We start from the raw sequence: 22,412 nt of genomic DNA on the forward strand, positions 1-22,412 counted from the left end.
AAAATGCACAAAGTGATTTGGTTCCTCATTTCGGGCAAACGAGTTCCGGGGAACCGGGGGCGGTTCCGTCAAATCCCGAGCTTTTTCAGCGCATCGCCGACGTCACGGGGCGAGGTCACATGCACCGCGGTCAATCCGCGCGCCCGCGCCCCCTCGATGTTTTCTGCGAGGTCGTCGAAGAAGACGATGCGGCTCGCTGGCACGCCGATTGCCGCCACGACATGGTCGAAAGCCTCCGCGTCCGGTTTACGCAGGCCGATGCTGGACGACAGGTAGAGCTCGCGGAAATGGCCGAGCAGGCTGGCATATTCCTTCGAGAAATGGTCGACATGCGGCCGGTTGGTGTTCGAGAAGGCGTAGAGCGGCATCTGCCTGGCCGCACGCGGCAACAATTCCGCAATGTCGGGCATCTCGCCGGCGAAGATCGCGTTCCAGCCCTCCAGGAACTGCGCGTCGGAAATCGCGATCCCGAGTGATGAGCGCAGCGAGGCGAAATAGTCCGCGTCGCTGATCTTGCCGACCTCGTGCAGCCGATAGGCTTCGCTGTCGCGCACATAGCGCGCGACAATGGCTTCGGGCTTGCAGCCGGCGTGTCCCGCCCAGCAGGCGATCGCCCTGGAGAAATCGATGTCGAGCACCACGCGTCCGAGATCGAACAGAAGCGCGTCTGCGCTGCCGGGAGAGAGCGGGGTCACCTACTTCCTTTCCTCAGTATCGGTACGGATCGTGGTCGAACAGCGGGAACGCGCTGAACACGCTCGGCGCATTGGTCGCGACGGCCGGATGCAGGCAGGACTTGCCAACCTCGGCGAATGAGGTGGCGCCCAAAAGGCCGAGGCAGCGCAGCACCTCGTCTTCCAGCAGTTCCAGCATTCGCGCCACGCCGGCTTCGCCGGCCGCGGCCAGGGCCCAGCATTGCAGCCGGCCGATGCCGACGAGGTCGGCGCCCGCCGCAAGCGCCTTGACGATGTCGGTGCCGCGGCAGAAGCCGCCATCGACCATGATCTTGGCGCGGCCTTTCACGGCGTCGACGATTTCAGGCAGCACATGCATGGCGCCGCGGCCGTGGTCGAGCTGGCGTCCGCCATGGTTGGAGACGTAGATCCACTCGACGCCGTGATCGAGCGCGATCTGCGCATCCTCGGCGGTGGCGATACCCTTCAGGATCAGAGGGATCTTGAACGTGTCCTTGATCATCTTCACCGTCCGCCACTCCAGTCCCTTCTGGTAGTCGCCGCCGGTGGCGCGCAGGCGGCTTTCGCGAACGTAGCGCTTGGCGATGTCACGTTCGCGACGGCTGTAATGGGCGGTGTCCACGGTCAGGCAGAAGGCCGCGTAGCCGTTCTTCTCGGCCCGGCTGACGACGTCGGCGACGAAGGCGTCATCGCCGCGCACATAGAGCTGGTAGAGACGCAGCGCGTCGGGGGCAGCCTCGGCGGTCTGCTCCAGGCCGGGTTCGGACACCGAGCTCAGCATATGCGCCGCACCGAAAGTGCCGGCAGCGCGCGCGACGCTCGCGGCCCCATCCGGGTCAAATATCTCGAGCGCGCCGACCGGGGCCAGCACCACCGGCAGGCGCATCCTGCGGCCGAACTGCTCGACGCTTCCATCGACCTTGCGGACGTCGCGCAGCACGCGGGGACGGAAGGCGATCTCGTCCAGCGCCATCCGATTGCGGCGCATCGTGGTCTCGGTCTCGGCGGCGCCGACGATGTAGTCCCAGGCATTCTGGTTGAGGTTGGCGCGCGCCTTCCGGATGAATTCGTGCAGGTTCTGGAACGGCTCGTTGCTGGCGCCGAGTTCGACGTTCCGTTCCGGCCGGATGCGGGGCGCTTCGTTCATTGTTGTCCTCCCGAGAATTTGAAGCCTTGTGTCATCGCCTAACCCGTCCGCCTCTCCAAAACCATCCTAAAATCGCATAGCTGCGAAGCGCGGACCGGCCGACCGAGTCCCGTGTTTCGCGCGAGACGGTTTCGGAACGTTGCCAAAAGTTTAGGCCGGGACGAAGGGATTTTTGCAGGTGCCCCGCCGGCGTTGCGGGCCGGCCTTGAAGAAACCTGAATGGTATTGTGAGAACCGGGCTGGATCGCCATTTGCATGGCGGCTCCCGAGCCCCGAGCAAGAAGGCTAACTCATCCATGCGGAAATCCCTGCTGTTCCCCCTTGGCGCGCTCACCGGTGTGTGCCTGACCCTTCTGGTATCCGGTCCGCAGGGCGGACTATGGGCGGCGAGGGCGGCGGCGGGCGCGGACGATGCCTATTCCAAGCTCAACCTGTTCGGCGAAGTGTTCGAGCGGGTGAAGGCGAGCTATGTCGAGAAGCCGGACAATTCCAAGCTGATCGAAGGTGCGATCGCCGGCATGGTGACCTCGCTCGATCCGCATTCGCGCTACATGAACGACAAGGCCTGGACCGAGATGCAGGAGACCACCTCCGGCGAGTTCGGCGGGCTGGGCATCGAGGTCACGATGGAGGACGGCCTCGTCAAGGTCGTCTCGCCGATCGACGACACGCCGGCTTCGAAGGCCGGTATCATGTCAGGCGACCTCATCAGCAAGATCGACGGCGAGGCCGTGCAGGGCATGACGCTGGAGCAGGCCGTCAACAAGATGAAGGGCCCGGTCGACACCAAGACCAAGCTCACCATCGTCCGCAAGGGCGCGGACGCCCCGCTCGACGTCGCGATCACGCGCGAGATCATCCACGTGCGCCCCGTCCGCTTCCATGTCGAGAACGGGGATATCGGCTATATCCGCGTCACCTCGTTCAACGAGCAGACCACCGACGGCTTGAAGAAGGCGATCGCCTCGATCTCCAAGCAGGTGCCGCAGGAGAAGCTGGTTGGCTACGTGATGGACCTGCGCAACAATCCGGGCGGATTGCTCGACCAGGCCGTGTCGGTGTCGAGCGCCTTCCTGCAGCGCGGCGAGGTCGTCTCGACGCGCGGCCGCAATCCGGAAGAGACCCAGCGCTTTACCGCGCATGGCGGTGACCTCACCAAGGGCAAGCCGCTCGTGATCCTGGTCAATGGCGGCTCGGCTTCGGCCTCGGAGATCGTGGCCGGGGCGCTGCATGACCACAAGCGTGCAACGATCATCGGCACGCGCTCGTTCGGCAAGGGCTCGGTGCAGACCATCATCCCGCTCGGCTCCGGCAACGGCGCGCTGGCGCTGACTACGGCGCGCTACTACACGCCATCAGGCCGCTCGATCCAGGCCCAGGGCATCGCGCCCGACATCGAGATCCTCCAGGATGTGCCGCCCGAGCTGAAGGGCCGGATGGACACCATGGCGGAGTCCCAGATGCGCGGGCATCTGCAAGCCGCCGACGGCACCGAGCAGACCGGATCGCAATCCTATGTCCCGCCGGAGGAGAAGGACGACAAGGCCCTGCACGCGGCCTACGACTTCCTCCACGGCGTCACCGCCAATGCCGTTGCCTCGAAACCGGCGCCGAAGGCTGCGGTGCCGAACTAGACCTTTCGATCTCCAGACACCGATCGCCCGGGAGTGGATACCGCTCCCGGGCGATTTCGTTTTGGGGGCGTGTCTCAATTGTGTTGATCGCGGCAGAGGTCGCTTCTCATGGCGACCCTCGGGATCAGCGCGCCGGGCGCGGTCGACCAGCACTTCATCGCCGGTCGCCGTCGTCAAGCTTGAAGAGGGGGCGCGACGTTCCTCGCGCCGAGCCGGTCTGGAAGGCGGTGATCCCGCAGCCCGCAAGCCGCGGGATCACAGCGCGATTGTCATTATTCCTTCTTCGAGCCCATGTGATGCGGCACTTCCGTCTTCGGTCCGCCGCCGTAATGGTGGCTCCCGCCCGATCCGCTGGTCGAGCTGCCGTCGCCCTCCTTCTTGCCCATGTGGTGCGGGACCTCGGTCTTGGGCCCGCCCGAATAATGGTGGCCGTTCTTCTCATCGGTCGTGGTCGTCGTGCTCGTCTGCGCGATGGCAGGCAGCGCGACGAACGACATGATCGCGGCAGCGACGATCAGCTTGCGGTGACTCATTCTGGTTTCTCCTGTTTGAACTTGTCGAGTTGGTGTCAATCAAGTCCCGGTGGCTTGATTGAGTGCAACCAAACCCGGAGTGGGGTTGCCCAGGTTGAGCGAAATCAAATTGCGACGCGCACGCCTGCGCGCGCCGAGGTGCGGATCGTCGAGTTGCCGCAGGCGACGACGAGCGTCGAAGTTCTTACAGAAAAAGATTTGCGATGATCGCGCGAATTCGATGGCTTCGCGTCATGCTCTCGACGACGTGCCGCGGCGTCGAGAGACGTCATCGGAAGATGCCCGCTTCGATCGGGGAGAGGCGAGGACGAGGATCGCCTCAATTCATTACACGCCCGGCCGACAAAAAGATTTGGCTGGCCCATCGCCCGAGTTTGATGTCGGTCAAAAGTGCATCAACGACGCGACCTAGCGTGCCCACGTGACTGAGCGGCGACAATGTCGCGCAGCGATGACGGGCCGCAATGTCGCGCAAGAATGGGAAGCACGCTTTTGATTGACGAGACGATCCAGTTATCCGGTCGGTCCCTGCAAGTTGCGTTTCTTTGGCGCCGCCGGCTCTGGGAGACGATCACGATCAGATCGGTTCTGGCCAAGCCCCAGCGCGACGTCCGGCTGGATCTGTTTCGCGGCCTGGCGAACTGGCTGATCTTCCTCGGACACATTCCGAATTCGGTGCTGGTCTGGTTCACGACGCGGAATTACGGCTTCAGCGACGGCGCCGATCTGTTCGTGTTGATCTCCGGCTACACCGCGACATTCGTGTTCGGCACCATGATGACGGAGCGCGGCTTCGTCGTCGGAGCAACCCGGCTGCTGCGACGGGTGTGGCAGCTCTATGTTGCCCATCTGCTGCTGTTCTTCGTCTATCTCACCGCCGTGCATTACCTCGCTCACAGGTTCGACGACCTTCATTTGATGGATCAGTTCAACGTCGCGCCGCTGATGGACTTTCCCGTCGAGACGCTATCGCAAGGCCTGCTCCTCAAGTTCAAGCCGCTCAATCTTGACGTCCTGCCGCTCTACATTGTGCTGATGGCGGCGTTTCCTGTCGTGCTCTGGTTCATGCTGCGATGGCGCAACGCGGTGATGATCGGCTCGCTTGGCCTTTATCTGGCCGCCCGCCATTACGGCTGGAACTTGCCCGCCTATCCCTCTGGCGTCTGGTATTTCAATCCGTTCGCCTGGCAACTGCTCTTCGTATTTGGAGCCTGGCTCGCCCTGGGAGGGGCGGCGGCAAGCCGCTGGCTGCTGTCGTCCCGCACGCTCCTTGTCATGAGCTGTGGCTACCTGCTCTTCGCGCTTGTGATGACATTGGCTGAGCGAATTCCCGGGCTCAGGGACTACATTCCCGACGAACTCGCCGCCATCTTCATACCGAACGACAAGACCAATCTCGGCGCCTATCGGGTCCTCCATCTGGCGAGCCTGGTGCTCATCGTCGTTTCGCTCGTTCCGATCGACTGGCCGGGACTGCAGTCGCCTTTGCTGCAGCCGTTGATTCGATGCGGCCAGCAATCCCTGCCGGTATTCTGCGTCGGCCTCTTCCTTTCGTTCATCGCGCATTTCCTGCTTGATTTCGGATCGGAGGGAATCCCGGCTCAGCTCCTCGTTGGCGCTGCGGGTCTCTGGATCATGACGGGCGTCGCCTACTACCGGACCTGGTCGAAAAGCGTGGACAGAAGCCGATCGTCCAAGCAGGGCGGGGAGGTGGGCGAATGATGACGTCCGTGTCGATCGCATCTGCCTTTGACGCCTCCGTGCGTAAGAGTTGCCGGCGCTTCGCGTCTATATGGCCTGACCCGCCCCACGCTGTCCTCATCGCCGATCTCGATGAGCAGAGAGCCATCCGAATCAAACCCTGGAGAATGACCATGAACCGTTCGAGAAAATTCGTCGTGAGCGCAGCCGCCTTTGCCGTCCTCGCCCTGGGGCCGGTCGGGCTGTCGTCCGCAATCGCCGCCGGTCTCACCCGGACCGCGATGATGGATGACGACAAGATGTCGAAGATGCCGAGCCCGTCGGATTCCAGCGACAAGATGAACATGGGCCAGCCAGCGGGGCAGCCGCAGAACATGAGCGGTGGCCGCATGAACGACGACAAGATGAAGATGCCGCAGCAAGGCCAGGACAATTCCGGCATGCAGATGATGCAGATGATGCCGATGATGCCGATGATGCAGATGATGGAAAAGATGATGCGCGGCCAGATGAGTTCGTCCGGCAGCAGCGGCGCGATGAGCGGCCCGATGGACGCGACGGAACGGATCGAGGGGCGGATCGCCTTTCTGAAGGCCGAGCTGCAGGTCAGCGACAAGCAGGCCGCCGACTGGAACAGCGTCGCAGATGCGTTGCGTTCGAGCCGGCAGCACCTGCTGGAGGCGCGCAAGATGCTCGCAATGGACGACAGGCTGGGAAGCGCCGACCGTCTGGAGCACTACGAGCGGCATTTGTCCGAACGTCTGGAGGCGCTCAAGTCGGCTCGCGTGGCCTTCACGCGGCTCTACGCGTCGCTGAACGAAAGCCAGAAGCAGACCGCGGACACGATCCTGCTGCCCCTGATTGCCTCGTTCTGATTGCCGAGGCGAGAGCGAGATCATGTCAGGTCTGCCCTGTCGACGTCGATCCGGTCTGGCCGTGCTGGTCATCCTGACGAGCCAGCTTGCCGCCAATGCCACGCTCGCATCGGACATGGGCCTCGGTGACGCGTATCCGACAGGGCAGTCCGCGCAACGTTGGGAGCTGGCGCAGGCTGAGGATGACCACGCGGCGCATCATCCCGCAGCGTCCGGCTCCGCTGGCGATGCGGTGCCGTCCGGTGGCACCGCGTCGGGAATGATGGGCAGCATGGACGGCATGATGGGTCGGCCGCGCAAGGAGTTCTATCCGGCATTGATGGACATGCCGGCGCTGTCCGCGGAGCAGAGGAGCAAGCTGGAGGTCCAGGCGCGCGAGCGGATCAGTGCGGAGGCCGATCGCCTGGCGAGTGCCGAAATGGATCTGCGGCACGCCATCGCCGGAGGCGATATCGTCGCGGCGGATCAGGCGTCGCGTCGGCTTCGCGAATCCCTGAACGCCGTCCAGAGCGGCGTGGTCGCGCTGCGTTCGCTGCACGAGGGCAAACCGCCGCAGCAGATCGCACAGGCGTGGTTCAAGTCGCAGATGAACCTGCTGCCTCAACGAGGCACGATGGATGCGGATGACGGCACGCAGGGAATCTCCTGGTTTCACCTCACGACCATGGCGCTGCTGGTGCTGTTCTCGCTCACGCTGCTTGCCGTCTATGTCGCGCGCATGCGCCGGGCGAATGCGCTGGTCGACCGGCTGACGCGTGCGCCGGCCGTTCCGGCGACTGCCGCGCCGGTGCCAACCGCGACGGCCGTCGGCTCGACGGACGACAAGGCCGCGGCGAGGCCCGCGCAACAGGCAAGTCGCGATGCCGCGCGGGTCGAACCGGGCCGTTCCTGGAAGGGCAAACTGAGGATCTGCGCGATCTATCAGGAGACGCCGAACGTGAAGACCTTCCGCCTGCAGGCACCTGGCGGCGGCGCGATTCCGTTCGCGTTCCTGCCCGGGCAGTTCCTGACCTACGCCATCGAGATCGACGGAAAGACCGTCAGGCGTTCCTACACGATCGCCTCGTCCGCTGCCCAGACCGCCTATGTCGAGACAACGATCAAGCGTGAAGACGGCGGGCTTCTGTCCGACTACATGCATGGCCACCTGAAGGAGGGAGACCTGGTCGAGGTTGCAGGCCCCTCCGGCGCCTTCACGTTCACGGGCGCGGAAGCCGACAGTGTCGTCCTGATCGGTGGCGGGGTCGGCATCACCCCGCTGATGGCGGCGATCCGGTATCTCTCGGACATCGCCTGGCCCGGCCAGATCTATCTCGTCTATGGCGCGCAGACGACCGAGCAGTTCATCTTCCGGGACGAACTGGAATATCTTCAGCGCAGGATGACCAATCTGCACGTCGCGGCCACGATGATGCGGGCCGCAGGCACATCCTGGATGGGAAGCGAGGGACAGATCACGGCCGAGTTCCTGACGCAGGCCGTGCCGGATATTGCGAAAAGGCGCGTTCATCTGTGCGGTCCGCCCGGAATGATGGAGACGCTCCGGAAGACGCTGGTCGGCCTCGGTGTGCCGGGCGAGCAGATCAAGACGGAGGCCTTCGGACCGGCCCGCGGCGCCGTTCCGCCTCCCGGTAAGGCCGTCGCCGAAGCGCCAATTCCGGGAAGCGGAGCGGGCGATCAAGGGGTCGCAGCGGTCGGGCCGGCAACGGCCACGATCCGCTTCGCGAGATCGGGCAAGGTGGCGGCGCTGCCTCCGGACAAGAGCGTTCTTGAGGTGGCCGAGGGCGCGGGCGTGTCGATCGACTATTCATGCCGGGCCGGAATCTGCGGTGTCTGCAAGACGCATCTGCTGCAAGGCAACGTCACGATGGAGGTCCAGGAGGCTCTGACAGACGACGACAAGGCGAACGGTCTCATCCTGGCCTGCCAGGCGAGATCGGTCGGAGACCTGGTCGTCGAGGCCTGACATGATGGACGCAAGAGAGCGCCTGATCGCCGACGTCGTTCTGGCGGCCCTGTTACTGCTGGTGCCGGCTTTCCTGCTTCATTCCGACAGCCGGTTTGCAGGAAGCCTGGCCGGCTTTGCCCTCGGGGCCGGTGCGGCCGTGCTGATGCTCCTCCTTCTCGTCTATCCCATGACGAAATACAGCGCGGGGCTGAAGGCCGTGGTCACGCGGTGCGTGTCGATGTCGACGCTGCTGGCATTTCACGCCTATGCCGGAATCACCGCCACGTTCTTCGCGCTCCTGCATACCGGGCACAAGTTTCAGAGCCCGATGGGGATCGCCCTGGTGACCAGCATGCTGATCGTCGTCGTCACCGGATTTGTCGGGCGCTATTACCTGCCGCAAACTGCGCTGGAACTCCGCCAGCAGCAGTCGCATCTGGCGACGTTGAGATCGGCCTACGAGCACACCGCGGCGGCCATGTCGTCGGCCGATCGGGAGGGGCAAGACGGGTCCGCCAAGCGTGGATTGGCCTTGCAGAAGGTACCGCTGCTGCAACTCGTCGATGGCATTTCCGATCTCGAAGCAGCGATCGGATCAAGTGAGGCGGTCAAGACGATCTTCACGCAGTGGATCGGGCTGCATATCCTGGCCGCGATCGTCATGTATGTGCTGCTCGCCGTGCATGTGGCGGCCGAGATCTATTTCGGGCTGCGGTGGCTCGCGTGACGATCAGGGGCGCGCTCTATGTCGTGGTCGCGACACTGGCGGTCGCAAGTGCAGCGGTCGCATCGATTGCTCTGTATCGGGGCGGCTCAACGAGCGTCCCGGGCTGGACGAGGCTCGTCAGTCCCGGACCGCTGTCCGCAAAGCATGCATTTCTGTCCGACAAATGCGAGAGCTGCCATGCGCCGATCAAAGGGGTCGAGGCGGCCGCCTGTATCACCTGTCATGCGCCTGCCGCCGCGGATCTCGCCAAGCAATCGACAGCGTTTCATGCCATGGCGGGCGGTCAATGTTCCGGTTGCCACCGCGAGCACTCTGGCGACTTGCGGCCGATCAGGATGAACCATGCGTCGCTGCTGAAAGTCGCGATGCCTGCCTCCGGCAAGACGGTGTTCGATCGGACTGCACCCGACCAAATGACGGCAGACCTGAGGGAGTTTCTCGGCCTGCAAAAGTCAGAGCAGCGGGAGAAGGCGGCGCTCGACTGTGCCAACTGCCACAGCAACCGGGAGCCGCACCGCGAATTGTTTGGACGGGGCTGCGCGGATTGCCATGGACTCGCGTCCTGGAAGATCGCGGGTTTCCTGCATCCGTCGCCAACGTCGCGGGACTGCGCCCAATGCCATCAGGCACCGCCGAGCCACTATATGGGCCACTTCATCATGATGGACCGGATGATCGCAGGGCAGGAACACGCATCGGTCGATCAATGCTTTCTGTGCCACAGGACCGACTCGTTCAATGACATCAAGGGCGTCGGTTGGATGAAGCATCATTGACGGATTCGTTTCGGCGACGGAGATATCGGCAATATATTACAGGTTTCGACGAAAAAAATCGGGAGCTCATTTCCGCGCCGCATCACAATGTCGGATGCACGCGCCGAGCCCTTCACGCCCGCATGGCGCAAGACGCGCATCGCCGTTCTCGCGTGCGTCGTTTTCTGTTGGCCGTGCCTGCAACCAGAGCTATATGTTCCCGGTCGGGACAGCAGGTGCAGGGATGATTGGCTTGCGAAAGCCGAGGCGAAGATGGTGGGGATGGGTTGTCGCCATCGCCTACCTGCTCGCGTCGATGACGCCGTCCCTCGCGATCTCGATCTCCCTCGACGTCGCCATGCAGTGCGAGCATCCGCTCGCTCAGCCCGGAGATGTGCATGAGCACGATGACGCTGCCGGATCGGCAGCGCATTCGCATGACGTTGCGATGGCCGGGGATTGCGACGACGACCAGGACCGGCTCGGCGACCGGCATGCGACCTGCTGCGGCTCGGTGCTTTGCTTCAGCGCCGTGTGGCCGCAAGCTCCCGCGATTGCGGATCATGTCGTGCCGCGCTCGCGCTGCGAGGCGCAGCCTGACGTGATCGGCGACGAAGGCACGTTCCGTCGCCACTACCGGCCTCCCATCGTCTGAGATAGCTCCCGAAAACCGGGCTGCGTCGCTACAGGAGCGAGCGCGGATCGATTCGTCTGCGCGGGACGCTTTGCCATGCGGATGGCGGCCATGCCCGCCAGGACCTCACACGCGATGGAGTGACAGCGCCGGCCTCGGTGTTGCTCGCGCGCTGCGTGCTGGGCGGACGAACGCCGGTTTGCGGAAAGAGAGGTCGAGCGCCGCTGTCGCGGCGATCGCTCGCGACCCTGCTCGGACGACTGCCGTACCGGCTGATGACAGCCGTGCCGTCACGTTCCCGCTCCAACGAAGCGTTCTACCAAATGTCATGCAAGGACGATGCGTCATGAAACCGTCGAACGAGAATCTGCCGGTGCTGACGGCCGGCTCCCTGGAAGCGCAGGAGGCAATCGTTCGTGCCGCCCTCATCGGCAGTTACGATCGCCTCCGCGGTTATCTGCAGCGACGCTTTGGCGGGAAGGCGGAAGCGGAGGAGGTGCTCCAGGCATTCATGTTGCGCGCACTGGAGCGGTCCGGCGATATCCGCGATGCCGACTCCGTTCGGGGCTGGCTCAGCAGGGTCCTGGCCACGACGATCGCTGACTTCCACCGGCAGGCGTCAAAGAGCAGGACGAGGGAGATGCCGTTCCCGAATGAGCTCAACGATCGTCTTGCGGCCGAGCAGGACGCCGCGGCGAATGCCGCGGTCTGCGAGTGTCTTCATACCCATCTGTCCCTTCTGAAGCCGGAACATGCCGAGGTCATCAGAAGGGTGGATCTCGCCGGTGAGCCGCGGGAGCTGGTTGCGGCCGCCCTCGGGGTGACCGTGAACAACCTGACTGTTCGGCTTCATCGCGCACGGCACGCCCTGAAGGAGCGCCTCGAGCAGACCTGCGTCGTATGCCTCGAGGAAAGTTTTTGGGAATGCCGCTGCGGCGATAATCGAGGTCCAACCTAACCGGCCTCGCGCCGGCGGCCTTCGCTGCCTTCGCGCCGGGCGAGCCGGCTGCGATGCAGCGCGAACAGCTCCAGCATCTTGTCGGCCGGCTTGGCGGCGCTGAACAGATAGCCTTGCATCTCGGAGCAGCCCAGCGTGCGGAGCAGGCGCTGCTGCTCCTCGGTCTCGACACCCTCGGCCGTGGTGGTCATGCGACGGGCGGCCGCCAGGTTGACGACGGCCTGGACGATGCTGGCGGAGCCGTCGGGGCCGGCGATATCCTCGACGAAGCAGCGGTCGATCTTGATCTTGTCGAACGGGAAGCGGTGCAGATAGCTCAGCGAGGAATAGCCGGTGCCGAAATCGTCGAGCGCGATGCGCACGCCGATGGCGCGGAGCTGGTGCAGGATCGCGAGCGCCGTGTCATCGTCGCGGATAAGCACCGCCTCGGTGATCTCGAGCTCGAGCCGGCTTGCCGGCAGGTTGGAAGCGGCGAGCGCCGCCATGATCTTCAGCGCCAGCGTGCCGCTCTTGAATTGCACCGGCGAGACGTTGACGGCGAGGCGGATGTCGTCGGGCCAGCCGGCAGCATCCCGGCAGGCGGTCGCCAGCACCCATTCGCCGATCTCGTTGATCAGGCCGGTGTCTTCGGCGATCGGGATGAACTCGGCCGGTGAAACCATGCCGCGCTCGGGATGGCGCCAGCGCACCAGCGCCTCGCAGCCGGTGATGCGGTCGTCCTTCAGGCCGAGGCAAGGCTGGTAATAGACCTCGAGGCCGCCACGCGCGATGGCGTGGCGCAGGTCGATCTCGAGCTGCCGCCGCTCGCGGACCTTGGCGTCCATCTCGGGTTCGAAGAAGCGGTAGGTGCGGCGTCCCGCGGATTTGGCGGCGTACATCGCAAGGTCCGCGTTCTTCAGGATCTGGTCCAGCGCCGTGCCGTGTCCCGGCGCCAGCGCGATGCCGATGCTGGCGTCGCTGGTGAGATGATGGCCCATGCAGTCGAAGGGCGTGCGGATGGCCTGGAAGATCCGGGCGACGAGATCGTTGACCTGGTCCGGCGAGGTCACCGCGCTCTGCACGATGGCAAACTCGTCGCCGCCGAGCCGCGCCACGAAATCCGTCGGACCGGCGCAGCGGCTGAGGCTCGCTGCCATCGATTTCAGCAGCTCGTCGCCGACGAGATGGCCGAGCGCGTCGTTGACCCCCTTGAACTCGTCGATGTCGATATAGTGGACCGCGACCTCTTCGCCATCGACGATGGCGGCCAGCTCCTGCCGCAGATGCTCGTGGAACATGGCGCGGTTGGGCAGATCGGTCAGCGCGTCGTAGTGGGCCAGATGAATGATGCGCTCCTCGATGCGCCGGCGCTCGGTGATGTCCTCGTGCGTCGCCACCCAGCCGCCGTCGGTGAGCGGTTCGTTGAGGACCTGGATCGAGCGGCCGTCGGCGGTGTCGACCACCATGGAATTGCGCACGTGAATTTCGCGCAGCACGCGTTCGACATACTGATCGAGGTCGCCGGTGAAGGAGCCGGTCGTCTTGCGATGGGCGATGATGTCGTGGAAGCTGCAGCCGGGCTTCACCACGGCGGTCGACAGGCCGTACATGTCGATGTAGCGCTGGTTGCACACCACGAGCCGCCGGTCCGCGTCGAACAGCAGCAAGCCCTGGGTCATGTTGTTGACGGCGCGGTCGAGACGTTGCTTCTCCAGCGTCAGCCGTTCCCTGGAGAGGCGGTGCTGCTCCAGCAGCTTGCGCACGATCGCGATCAGGACGCCGGCGATGGCGAGCGCGGAAGAGGCGGCGACCGAGATCAGGATGCCGATCTGCTCGCGCCAGTCCGTCAGGGCCGCCGCGCGTGTCGTGGTGGCCATCATCAGGATCGGGTAGTGGGGCAGGGCGTGCGAAGCGATCAGGCGGTCCTCGCCGTCGACCGGGCTCATGAAGCGTCCGGCGAAGTGATCGAGCCCGAAGACCCGCTGCTGCGCGAAGGGGCCGGTCTTGAAATTCCGCCCCATCAATTCGTTGGAATGGGGATAGCGGGCGAGCAGCGTGCCGTCGCGATGCAACATCGAGATCGTCGCACCTTCGCCGAGCACCACGGATTCGAAGAATTTCTCGAAATTGGCCGGCTCGATGCCGCGTCCGACCACGCCCATGAACTCACCGTTCGGGCCGACGATCCTGCGCACGAGCAGGATGGTCCAGGCGCCGGAGATCCGGCTGTGCAGCGGCTCGATCAGGACATCAGGCGAATAAGGGTCGTATTTGAAGGTACGGAAATAGGCGCGATCGGCAACGTTCACTTTGGGGGCGGGCCATGCCGTCGATGAATTGATCAAGTTGCCGTCGGCATCGATGATGTTGACGCCGCCGATGTAAGGAAGCGCCTCGATCTTCGAGCGCAGCATCCGGTGGATGTCCTGACCCGAGAGGCGTTTGCGATAGTCTTCCGCGTTGGAAATGCCGATCGTGCGGACGTGGTCGACGAAATCCTTCTGGATGACCGCGAAATCCTGCAATTGCTGATCGAAATGATGGGCCAGCATCAAGACGGTGTTTTCCAGCTCGCGGCCGGAATTGCGCAGTGCGCGTTCGCGGAAGTTCTGCGCCATCAGCGTCGCGCCGACGGCGATCGCGGCGATCAGCAGTGTGCCGCCCACGACCAGCCAGCGGATCGGTCCGCTGCGCGCGAAGGCCTGGTCGTAAAGGCGACTGCCGAATTTCGTCATCATGTTCGATCGCTGCCGCGCACACGCCAGGATCAATTCTTGATCCTCAAGACATCCGTTGGTTTACGGGAACGGTATGGAGCAGAAGTTAGGAAGCGCGGTTAATGCGACATGAATCATCACGCAGAAAAGCGGGAGCAAGCCGTGCAGGAATTGCCGCAAGACACCTGCGCTGCCGGACAGTTCCTGCCGACCATGCCGCGATCAACCAAGGCTTAACCATTTAAGGCGTTGGCGATCCTCGAGTCGCCATTGGCACGTGATTTGCGAACATGCCTGCCAACGACACAGTGAGGAGATGATCGTGAAAACCGTTTTGAAGAACTTCATTGCCGACGAATCCGGTGCGACGGCGATCGAATACGGCCTGATCGCCGCCGGCATCGCGCTTGCGATCATCGCCGTGGTCAACAATCTCGGCTCGACGCTGAAGCTGAAGTTTGGATCGATCAGCACATCGCTGAAGTAGAAGATCAGGCGCGGTAATGGCCGGACTTGCCGCCGAGCTTCTCGACGAGATGAATGCCTTCGATGCGGACGCCGCGTTCGACGGCCTTGATCATGTCGTAGATGGTGAGGCAGGCGACCGACACGGCCGTGAGTGCTTCCATCTCGACGCCGGTCGGACCTGTCACCTTGACGCTGGCGCGGACGAGGCAGCCCGGCAGCTTGGCATCGGGCTCGATGTCGACGGTGACCTTGGACAGCGCGAGCGGATGGCAGAGCGGGATCAGCTCCGAGGTGCGCTTTGCCGCCATGATGCCGGCGATGCGCGCGGTGCCGAGCACGTCGCCCTTCTTGGCGTTGCCGGACACGATCAGGTCGAGCGTCGCCCTGGTCATGACGACGCGGCCCTCAGCGACCGCGAGCCGCTCGGTCGCGGGCTTGGCCGAGACGTCCACCATCCGCGCCTCGCCGGAGGCGCCGATATGGGTGAGGGCAGGGCCGGCCTTGGTCTTCGATGGCTTGGTCGTGGAGGCCTTGCGCGCCATGTCAGCGCGTGCCCGTCGCGCGTGCGCCGATCTCGCGCGCGAGCAACGTGCGCGTGGCGGCGGTGACGTCGGCCTGCCGCATCAGGCTCTCGCCGACGAGGAAGGTCGACATGCCGACCCGCTCGAGCCGGGCGAGATCGGCAGGGGTGAAGATGCCGCTTTCGCCGACCATCAGCCGGTCCTTTGGGATCAGCGGCGCCAGCGTTTCGCTGGTCGCGAGCGTGGTCTCGAAGGTGCGCAAATTGCGGTTGTTGACGCCGATCATCGGCGAACGAAGATTCAGCGCCCGGTCGAGCTCGGCGCGGTCGTGGATCTCGATCAGCACGTCCATGCCATGAGCGATGGCGGCATCTTCGAGGTCCTTTGCGGTGGCGTCGTCGAGCGCGGCCATGATGATGAGGATGCAGTCGGCGCCATGCGCGCGCGCCTCGACCACCTGGTAGGTGTCGAACATGAAATCCTTGCGCAGCACCGGCAGCGAGGTCGCCGCGCGCGCAGCCACCATGAAGTCGAGATGGCCCTGGAACGAGGGCGTGTCGGTCAGCACCGAGAGACAAGCAGCGCCGCCGGCCTCATAGGCCTTGGCGAGGAGTGGCGGATCGAAATCGGCGCGGATCAATCCTTTCGACGGCGAGGCCTTCTTGACCTCGGCGATCAGCGCGTAATCGCTGTTGGCGTGCTTGGCCCGGATCGCGCGCACGAAGCCGCGCGGCGCGGGCTGCGCCTTGGCCTTGGCCTCCACCGCCGACAGCGGCTGCGCGCGCTTGGCGGCGGCGATCTCCTCGCGCTTGTACGCCTCGATCTTGGTCAGGATATCCGACATGTCAGGCTCAGCCGTTGGAGACCGCGATCAGGTGTTTCAGCCGCGCGTTCGCCGCGCCGCTGTCGAGCGACTTTGTGCCGATCGCAACGCCCTCCTTGAGGTCCTTGGCACGTCCGGCCACGACCAGTGCGGCGGCGGCGTTCATCAGCGCCACGTCGCGGTAGGGGCTCGGCTTGCCGTTGAGCACGCTTTGCAGCGCGATCGCATTGGCGTCGGCGTCGCCGCCCTTGAGCGCCCCAGTCTCGCAGCGCGTCAGTCCAGCTTCCTCCGGTGTCACCTCGAAATTGCGGATCTCGCCGTTCTGAAGCGAGGACACGAAGGTCGGTCCGGTGAGGGTGATCTCGTCGAGACCATCGGAGCCGTGCACGACCCAGGCGGATTCGGCGCCGAGATTCTTGAGCACCTGCGCCAGCGGCTGCACCCATTGCCTGGAAAACACGCCGACCATCTGCCGCTTCACGCCGGCAGGGTTCGACAGCGGGCCGAGCAGGTTGAAGATCGTACGGGTCGCGAGCTCAACCCGGGTCGGGCCGACGTTCTTCATCGCGGGATGGTGGGCGGGGGCGAACATGAAGCCGATGCCGCATTCGCGCACGCAGCGCCCGACCTGCTCCGGCTTGAGGTCGATCTTCACCCCGAGCGAGGCCAGCACGTCGGCAGCTCCCGAGCGCGACGACAGCGCGCGGTTGCCATGCTTGGCCACCGGCACACCGGCGCCCGCCACGATGAAGGAGGCGCAGGTCGAGACGTTGACCGAGCCGGAGCCGTCGCCGCCGGTGCCGACGATATCGACCGCGTCGGGCGGTGCCGTCACGGTCAGCATCTTGGAGCGCATCGCCGCGACTGCGCCGGTGATCTCGTCCACGGTCTCGCCGCGCACCCGCAGCGCCATCAACAGACCGCCCATCTGCGAGGGCGTTGCCTCGCCTGACATCATGGCGTCGAAGGCGGATGCGGCTTCGTCACGCGACAGGCTGGCGCCGGTCGCCACTTTTCCAATGATCGATTTCAGGTCGTCCATCGCGTGCTTTCAACTCACTGGTTCGCGCCGGTCACCTGCGCGAAGGCGGCCTGATTAATGGTGGTCCCGATGTCGGTTTCAAGCTTGTTGACGTAGGAGGCGACCTGCTCCTCGGTCAGGGCACGGTCGAGGCTGTCCTTCAGCTTCTTGACCGCCTCGGAGGCGGCATCGACCGCGGGGTCGATGATGTCGGTGACGCGGAACACGATCACCTCGCTGCCGCCGCTCACGGGCGTCTGTGCGACGCCGTCCTTGGCAGTGCGGAACGCGGCCGCCACGACGGTGCCGGGCACGCCGGCGGGCGAGTCGTCGCGCTTGAAGCCGGTTGCGGTCTCGACCTTGGCGCCGATCGAGGCCGCCTCATCCGCGAGCTTGCTGCCCGCTTCGAGCTTCTGCACCATTTCGGTCGCCTTAACCTTCAGCTTGGTCGCGATCTGGTCCTGGCGCCAGCGCGCCTCGACCTGGTCGCGGACCTCGTCGAGACTACGGTCGCGCGAAGGCGTGATGGCGAGCACGTCGTACCAGACATAACCGCCCTTGAACGAGATCGCGTCGTTGTCGACGCCGACATCGGTGTTGAAGGCCTGCGACACCACGTCGAGGCCCTGCGGAATGTTGGCCACCGGCTGGCCGTTCGGGGCGCGGCCGGAGCGATCGACGGCGTCGATGGTCACGGCGGTGAGGCCGAGCTTCTGCGCCGCGTCGATCACGCTGGAGCCGCCGCCGCGCTCGTCTTCCATCTTGTCGCGGAGGTCGGCGACCTTGACGCGCGCGCGGTCGGCCGCGATCTCGCGCTTGATGTCGCCGGCAAGCTTCGCGTAGTCGGCCTCATTGCCCGGCTCGATCTTGTCGACCTTGACGATGGAGGTGCCGAGGGCGCCCTGGATCGGCTGGCTGATCTCACCTGCGGGCAGCGCGAAGGCGGCATTCCCGACCGCGGAGTCGAGCGAGGACTTGGTCACGAGCCCGAGATCGACGTCGGAGGCGCTGAGCCCGCGCTCCTTGCCGAGGTCCTCGAACGACATTCCGCCGACGAGGCGCTCGCGCGCGGCCTGCGCCTCGGCGACGCTGGGGAACACAAGCTGTTGGATCTGGCGCTTCTCCGGCGTGCCGAGCCGGTCCTTGCGCTGCTCGAACAGTTTCTTCGCGTCCTCGTCGGAGACCTCGGACCATTTGCCGATCTCTTCCGGCGAGATGACGACGAAGGCGATCTTGCGATATTCGGGGGCGCGGAACTGGACCTTGTGGTCCTCGAAATAGGCGGCCAGCGCCTCGGGCGAGGGCGCGTCGATGGTACCTGCCTGGGCCGCGTCGAGTCTGACGAATTCGATCGAGCGCTGTTCGTTCTGGAAGCGCGTCAGCACGTCGATCATGGCCTTCGGCGGCTCGAGGCCGGCCCCGATCGTGCCGGTGATCTGCCGGCGCAGCGACACCTTGCGCTGCTCGGCGACGTAACGCTGCTCGGTGTAGCCGAAATTGCGGATCACGGCCTGGAAGCGGTTCGCATCGAAGTTGCCGCCGACGCCCTTGAAGTTGGGGTCGTTCATGATGACCTGGCGGATCTGCTCGTCGGACTGGCCGAGCCCGAGGCGGCGTGCCTCTTCGTCGAGGGCGGCTTCGGCGATCGTCTGCTGCAGCACCTGACGGTCGAGGCCGAAGGCGCGCGCCTGGTCGGGCGTCAGTGGACGGCCGAACTGGCGGCTGATCTGCTGCAGGCGGTCGGTATAGATCTGCCGGAACTCGTTCAGCGAGATCTCGGTGCGGCCGACCTTGGCCACAGTGGACTGGCCAAAGCCCTTGAAGATGTCGGCGATGCCCCAAATGCCGAAACTGACGATCAACACGCCCATCACCACGGCCATAATGGTCTTGCCGAGCCAGTTTGATGAGGCCTTGCGCATTCCTCGAAGCATTTGGTCCAACTTGTTTGGTCAGGAGGGGAACGGGAGCGCGTCTTAATGCAGATTCCGCAAAAGCGCGTCACCAAATTGATAGATCATCATAAAGTGGCGGCTTTCCCCCCGCAACCTCAGGTCCTGCGACGGCGAGAAGCTGCGGTTAAAAGCCCCAAAGCGTTTTCCGTCAGGAAAACGCGTCAGAACAAGAATCTGGAACTGCGGCAGGTCCTCTGCTAGCGCATGAACAAACCCTCATATCGCTGGAAATTGACATGACCGACGCCATCCGACCGCTGATTGCCGGCAACTGGAAAATGAACGGCCTGAAGGCCCAGGCTGCCGAATTCGACGCCATGCTCAATGGCGCGGCAGATGTGGTCGCCAAGGCCGACCTGCTGGTCTGCCCGCCCGCGACGCTGGTCGCCGCCTTTGCCGATAAGGCGCGGGGCCAAAAGGTCGCGGTCGGAGCCCAGGATTGCCATCCGAAGAGCTCCGGTGCTCATACCGGCGATATCGCCGCCGAAATGCTGGCCGATGCAGGGGCGACCGCCATCATCGTCGGCCATTCCGAGCGCCGCGCCGATCACGGCGAGGGCGACGCCCTGGTCAGGCAGAAGGCCGAAGCGGCCTGGCGAGCAGGGGTGACGGCGATCGTCTGCATCGGCGAGACGCAAGTCCAGCGCGACGCCGGCCAGACCCTGGACATCCTTCGCGGCCAGCTCCAAGGCTCGCTCCCGGACGCCTCGACCGCGGCCAATCTGGTCGTGGCCTATGAGCCGGTCTGGGCGATCGGCACGGGCCTGACCCCCACGGCTCAGGATGTCGAGCAGATTCATGGGTTTATCAGGGAGTTCCTGACCTCCCGGTTCAAGGCTGAGGGTGCGAAGATGCGGATCCTCTACGGCGGCTCGGTCAAGCCTTCGAACGCGGCCGAGCTGATGGCCGTGAAGAACGTCAACGGCGCGCTGGTCGGCGGCGCCAGCCTGAAAGCGGCCGATTTCCTTGCCATTGCCAAGGGCTGCCCCTAGCTAACCCAAAGCTTTGGTTCAGGGCTGATCGGGGGGTGGCAATACCCCCTCCGATCGTGTAACACCGCGCAACTTCAGGAAAACCCGCGAAGCGCGATCGGCCGCCGTCAGGCGCCGCCCGCTTGTGACGGAAGGACACTATGCAGACCGTTGTCATCGTCATCCACCTCATGATCGTTGCCGTCATGATCGGCGCCGTCCTGCTTCAGAAGTCTGAAGGCGGCGGCCTCGGCATGGGCGGCGGCGCGGGCTTCATGTCGAGCCGCGGCACCGCGAACCTCCTGACGCGGACCACCGCGGTTCTGGCTGCGGGCTTCTTCCTCACCAGCATGTTCCTGTCCTGGCACGCGGGCTACAGCCGCGCGCCGTCGTCGATCATCGGCACGCCCGCGTCGCAGGGCCAGCCGGCCGGCGGGGCGCCGATCACGGCCCCGACTTCGGGCGGCATCCTGGATACGCTGAAGAAGGCCGACGAGCAGCAGCAGGCGCCGGCCCCGAGCGGCCCGCAGGTACCGCGCTCGCAATAAAGCAGGGGGGCCATGCAGGGCGGTGGCTACCTTCCTGCATCAACAATCCCCATCAAGGCACTGTCACCACTCTTCGTTTTGGCTCACCCACAGGCCCGCAAAATCTTTGGGGCGGAATACGAATCGCTTTGGCGAATCGTATTCGAGGGATTAGAGGTTAAGTCCCATGGCGCGGTACATATTCATCACCGGCGGCGTGGTTTCTTCGCTCGGCAAGGGTCTGGCTTCAGCGGCACTCGGTGCCCTGCTGCAAGCCCGGGGCTACAAGGTCCGCCTCCGCAAGCTCGACCCCTATCTCAACCTCGATCCCGGGACGATGTCGCCGTATCAGCACGGCGAAGTGTTCGTGACCGATGACGGCGCGGAGACCGATCTCGATCTCGGTCACTACGAGCGCTTCACCGGCCGGCCGGCGACCAAGGCCGACAACATCACGACGGGGCGCATCTACCAGGACATCATCACCAAGGAGCGCCGCGGCGATTATCTCGGCGCGACCATCCAGGTGGTTCCGCACGTCACCAACGCCATCAAGGAGTTCGTCCTCGACGGCAATGACGATTACGACTTCGTGCTGGTCGAGATCGGCGGCACCGTCGGCGATATCGAGGGCCTGCCGTTCTTCGAGGCGATCCGCCAGCTCAAGAACGAGCTGCCGCGCGATCACGCCGTCTATATCCACCTCACGCTGCTGCCCTACATTCCGAGCGCCGGCGAATTGAAGACCAAGCCGACGCAGCACTCCGTGAAGGAACTGCGCTCGATCGGCATCCAGCCGGACATCCTGCTCTGCCGCACCGATCGCGAGATCCCGAAGGAAGAGCGGCGCAAGCTCGGTCTGTTCTGCAACGTGCGCGAAAGCGCCGTGATCGAAGCGCGCGACGTCGACAACATCTATGCCGTCCCCGAGGCCTACCACAACGCCGGCCTCGACGACGAAGTGCTCGCCGCCTTCGGCATCGGCTCGCGGATTCCGCCCGAGCTGCGCAGCTGGCAGCAGATCAACGAGCGCGTGCGCAACCCTGAAGGCAACGTCACCATCGCCATCGTCGGCAAGTACACCGGCATGAAGGATGCGTACAAGTCGCTGATCGAGGCGCTCTCGCATGGCGGCATCGCCAACAAGGTGAAGGTCAATCTCGACTGGATCGAGAGCGAGATCTTCGAGAAGGAAGATCCGGCGCCGTTCCTCGAGCACGTCAACGGCATCCTGGTGCCGGGCGGATTCGGCCAGCGCGGTGCGGAGGGCAAGATCAAGGCGGCGCAGTTCGCGCGCGAGCGCGACGTGCCGTATTTCGGCATCTGCTTCGGCATGCAGATGGCGGTGATCGAGGCCGCGCGAAATCTCGTCGGCATCGAGGACGCCAACTCCACCGAGTTCGGCCCGACCAAGGAGCCCCTGGTCGGCCTGATGACGGAATGGCTGCGTGGCAACGAGCTCGAGAAGCGCTCGCAGGCCGGCGATCTCGGCGGCACGATGCGGCTTGGCGCCTATCCCGCCGCGCTCAATCGCGGCAGCCGCGTTTCGCAGGTCTATGGCGGCGCGACCGAGATCTCCGAGCGCCACCGCCACCGCTACGAAGTGAACACCGCCTACAAGGACCGCCTCGAGCAGCATGGCCTGAAATTCTCAGGGTTGTCGCCCGATGGCGTGCTGCCCGAGATCGTCGAGTACGAGGACCATCCCTGGTTCATCGGCGTCCAGTTCCACCCCGAGCTGAAGTCGCGGCCTTTCGAGCCGCATCCGCTGTTCGCCTCGTTCATTCAGGCGGCGATGGTGCAGAGCCGGCTGGTCTGATGAT

At 64.6% G+C, this 22,412-nt stretch carries 20 protein-coding genes; 12 read left to right on the top strand and 8 right to left on the bottom strand.

Annotated elements, in window-relative coordinates; translation table 11 throughout:
- Window positions 1-68: 68 nt before the first annotated feature.
- Together QA649_RS22545 and QA649_RS22550 are read right to left on the bottom strand one after the other, a co-directional pair.
- The gene (locus tag QA649_RS22545) at window positions 69-695 is read right to left on the bottom strand and encodes an HAD family phosphatase (protein ID WP_283019124.1); all 627 of its coding nucleotides are present in this window, start codon (window positions 693-695) and stop codon (window positions 69-71) included.
- A 13-nt stretch (window positions 696-708) separates the two neighbouring features.
- Window positions 709-1,842: an alpha-hydroxy acid oxidase gene (locus tag QA649_RS22550; protein ID WP_283019125.1), complete on the bottom strand. Its 1,134-nt coding sequence runs from the start codon at window positions 1,840-1,842 to the stop codon at window positions 709-711.
- Window positions 1,843-2,138: 296 nt separating this feature from the next.
- Between QA649_RS22550 and QA649_RS22555 the strand changes: the two genes are divergently transcribed.
- Window positions 2,139-3,476 (top strand): S41 family peptidase, encoded by a 1,338-nt coding sequence (locus tag QA649_RS22555; protein ID WP_283019126.1) that lies wholly within the window; start codon window positions 2,139-2,141, stop codon window positions 3,474-3,476.
- 272 nt (window positions 3,477-3,748) lie between these two features.
- Here QA649_RS22555 and QA649_RS22560 read toward each other — a convergent pair whose 3' ends face one another.
- A complete protein-coding gene (locus QA649_RS22560) occupies window positions 3,749-4,009 on the bottom strand; it encodes a hypothetical protein (RefSeq protein ID WP_283019127.1) in 261 nt (86 codons plus the stop codon).
- 492 nt (window positions 4,010-4,501) lie between these two features.
- Between QA649_RS22560 and QA649_RS22565 the strand changes: the two genes are divergently transcribed.
- The 7 genes from QA649_RS22565 to QA649_RS22595 all read left to right on the top strand — a co-directional run bounded on the left by QA649_RS22565 (window position 4,502) and on the right by QA649_RS22595 (window position 11,607).
- Complete coding sequence (locus tag QA649_RS22565; RefSeq protein ID WP_283019128.1) at window positions 4,502-5,731, top strand: OpgC domain-containing protein; 1,230 nt, start codon at window positions 4,502-4,504, stop codon at window positions 5,729-5,731.
- Between the two features lie 152 nt (window positions 5,732-5,883).
- A complete protein-coding gene (locus tag QA649_RS22570) occupies window positions 5,884-6,585 on the top strand; it encodes a Spy/CpxP family protein refolding chaperone (protein ID WP_283019129.1) in 702 nt (233 codons plus the stop codon).
- 22 nt (window positions 6,586-6,607) lie between these two features.
- Window positions 6,608-8,551, top strand: coding sequence for a 2Fe-2S iron-sulfur cluster-binding protein (locus QA649_RS22575; RefSeq protein WP_283019130.1), 1,944 nt, complete (start codon window positions 6,608-6,610; stop codon window positions 8,549-8,551).
- 1 nt (window position 8,552) lies between these two features.
- Window positions 8,553-9,260 (top strand): iron reductase, encoded by a 708-nt coding sequence (locus tag QA649_RS22580; RefSeq protein WP_283019131.1) that lies wholly within the window; start codon window positions 8,553-8,555, stop codon window positions 9,258-9,260.
- Window positions 9,257-10,036, top strand: a complete 780-nt coding sequence (locus QA649_RS22585) for a cytochrome c3 family protein (protein WP_283019132.1) — start codon at window positions 9,257-9,259, stop codon at window positions 10,034-10,036. Before QA649_RS22580 ends, QA649_RS22585 begins: the two co-directional genes overlap by 4 nt.
- A 232-nt stretch (window positions 10,037-10,268) precedes the next feature.
- Window positions 10,269-10,670 (top strand): hypothetical protein, encoded by a 402-nt coding sequence (locus tag QA649_RS22590; RefSeq protein ID WP_283019133.1) that lies wholly within the window; start codon window positions 10,269-10,271, stop codon window positions 10,668-10,670.
- A gap of 325 nt (window positions 10,671-10,995) precedes the next feature.
- Window positions 10,996-11,607 carry an RNA polymerase sigma factor gene (locus QA649_RS22595; RefSeq protein WP_283019134.1) on the top strand — a complete coding sequence of 204 codons (612 nt, stop codon included), beginning with the start codon at window positions 10,996-10,998 and terminating at the stop codon, window positions 11,605-11,607.
- Here the strand turns inward: QA649_RS22595 and QA649_RS22600 are convergent.
- Complete coding sequence (locus QA649_RS22600; RefSeq protein ID WP_283019135.1) at window positions 11,604-14,324, bottom strand: EAL domain-containing protein; 2,721 nt, start codon at window positions 14,322-14,324, stop codon at window positions 11,604-11,606. The genes QA649_RS22595 and QA649_RS22600 overlap by 4 nt on opposite strands.
- A gap of 301 nt (window positions 14,325-14,625) precedes the next feature.
- On the opposite strand from QA649_RS22600, the gene QA649_RS22605 reads away from it, so the two are divergent.
- The gene (locus QA649_RS22605) at window positions 14,626-14,790 is read left to right on the top strand and encodes a Flp family type IVb pilin (protein ID WP_026311877.1); all 165 of its coding nucleotides are present in this window, start codon (window positions 14,626-14,628) and stop codon (window positions 14,788-14,790) included.
- 4 nt (window positions 14,791-14,794) lie between these two features.
- On the opposite strand, the gene moaC is transcribed toward QA649_RS22605, so the two are convergent.
- The 4 genes from moaC to QA649_RS22625 are packed head-to-tail and all read right to left on the bottom strand — an operon-like array spanning window position 14,795 to window position 19,070.
- Window positions 14,795-15,313, bottom strand: coding sequence for a cyclic pyranopterin monophosphate synthase MoaC (moaC, locus tag QA649_RS22610; RefSeq protein WP_018642268.1), 519 nt, complete (start codon window positions 15,311-15,313; stop codon window positions 14,795-14,797).
- Between the two features lies 1 nt (window position 15,314).
- Window positions 15,315-16,136, bottom strand: coding sequence for an indole-3-glycerol phosphate synthase TrpC (trpC, locus tag QA649_RS22615; RefSeq protein WP_283019136.1), 822 nt, complete (start codon window positions 16,134-16,136; stop codon window positions 15,315-15,317).
- A 7-nt stretch (window positions 16,137-16,143) separates the two neighbouring features.
- Window positions 16,144-17,157 carry an anthranilate phosphoribosyltransferase gene (gene trpD, locus QA649_RS22620; RefSeq protein ID WP_283019137.1) on the bottom strand — a complete coding sequence of 338 codons (1,014 nt, stop codon included), beginning with the start codon at window positions 17,155-17,157 and terminating at the stop codon, window positions 16,144-16,146.
- 14 nt (window positions 17,158-17,171) lie between these two features.
- On the bottom strand, window positions 17,172-19,070 hold the full coding sequence (locus tag QA649_RS22625) for a peptidylprolyl isomerase (RefSeq protein ID WP_283019138.1): 1,899 nt from the start codon (window positions 19,068-19,070) through the stop codon (window positions 17,172-17,174).
- A gap of 257 nt (window positions 19,071-19,327) precedes the next feature.
- On the opposite strand from QA649_RS22625, the gene tpiA reads away from it, so the two are divergent.
- The 3 genes from tpiA to QA649_RS22640 all read left to right on the top strand — a co-directional run bounded on the left by tpiA (window position 19,328) and on the right by QA649_RS22640 (window position 22,408).
- Window positions 19,328-20,083: a triose-phosphate isomerase gene (gene tpiA / locus QA649_RS22630; RefSeq protein WP_283019139.1), complete on the top strand. Its 756-nt coding sequence runs from the start codon at window positions 19,328-19,330 to the stop codon at window positions 20,081-20,083.
- Between the two features lie 140 nt (window positions 20,084-20,223).
- On the top strand, window positions 20,224-20,610 hold the full coding sequence (gene secG, locus QA649_RS22635) for a preprotein translocase subunit SecG (RefSeq protein WP_283019140.1): 387 nt from the start codon (window positions 20,224-20,226) through the stop codon (window positions 20,608-20,610).
- A gap of 166 nt (window positions 20,611-20,776) precedes the next feature.
- The gene (locus QA649_RS22640; protein ID WP_283019141.1) at window positions 20,777-22,408 is read left to right on the top strand and encodes a CTP synthase; all 1,632 of its coding nucleotides are present in this window, start codon (window positions 20,777-20,779) and stop codon (window positions 22,406-22,408) included.
- Window positions 22,409-22,412 lie beyond the last annotated feature (4 nt).

Origin of the sequence: Bradyrhizobium sp. CB1717 (assembly GCF_029714325.1) — a bacterium.
Lineage (GTDB): Bacteria > Pseudomonadota > Alphaproteobacteria > Rhizobiales > Xanthobacteraceae > Bradyrhizobium.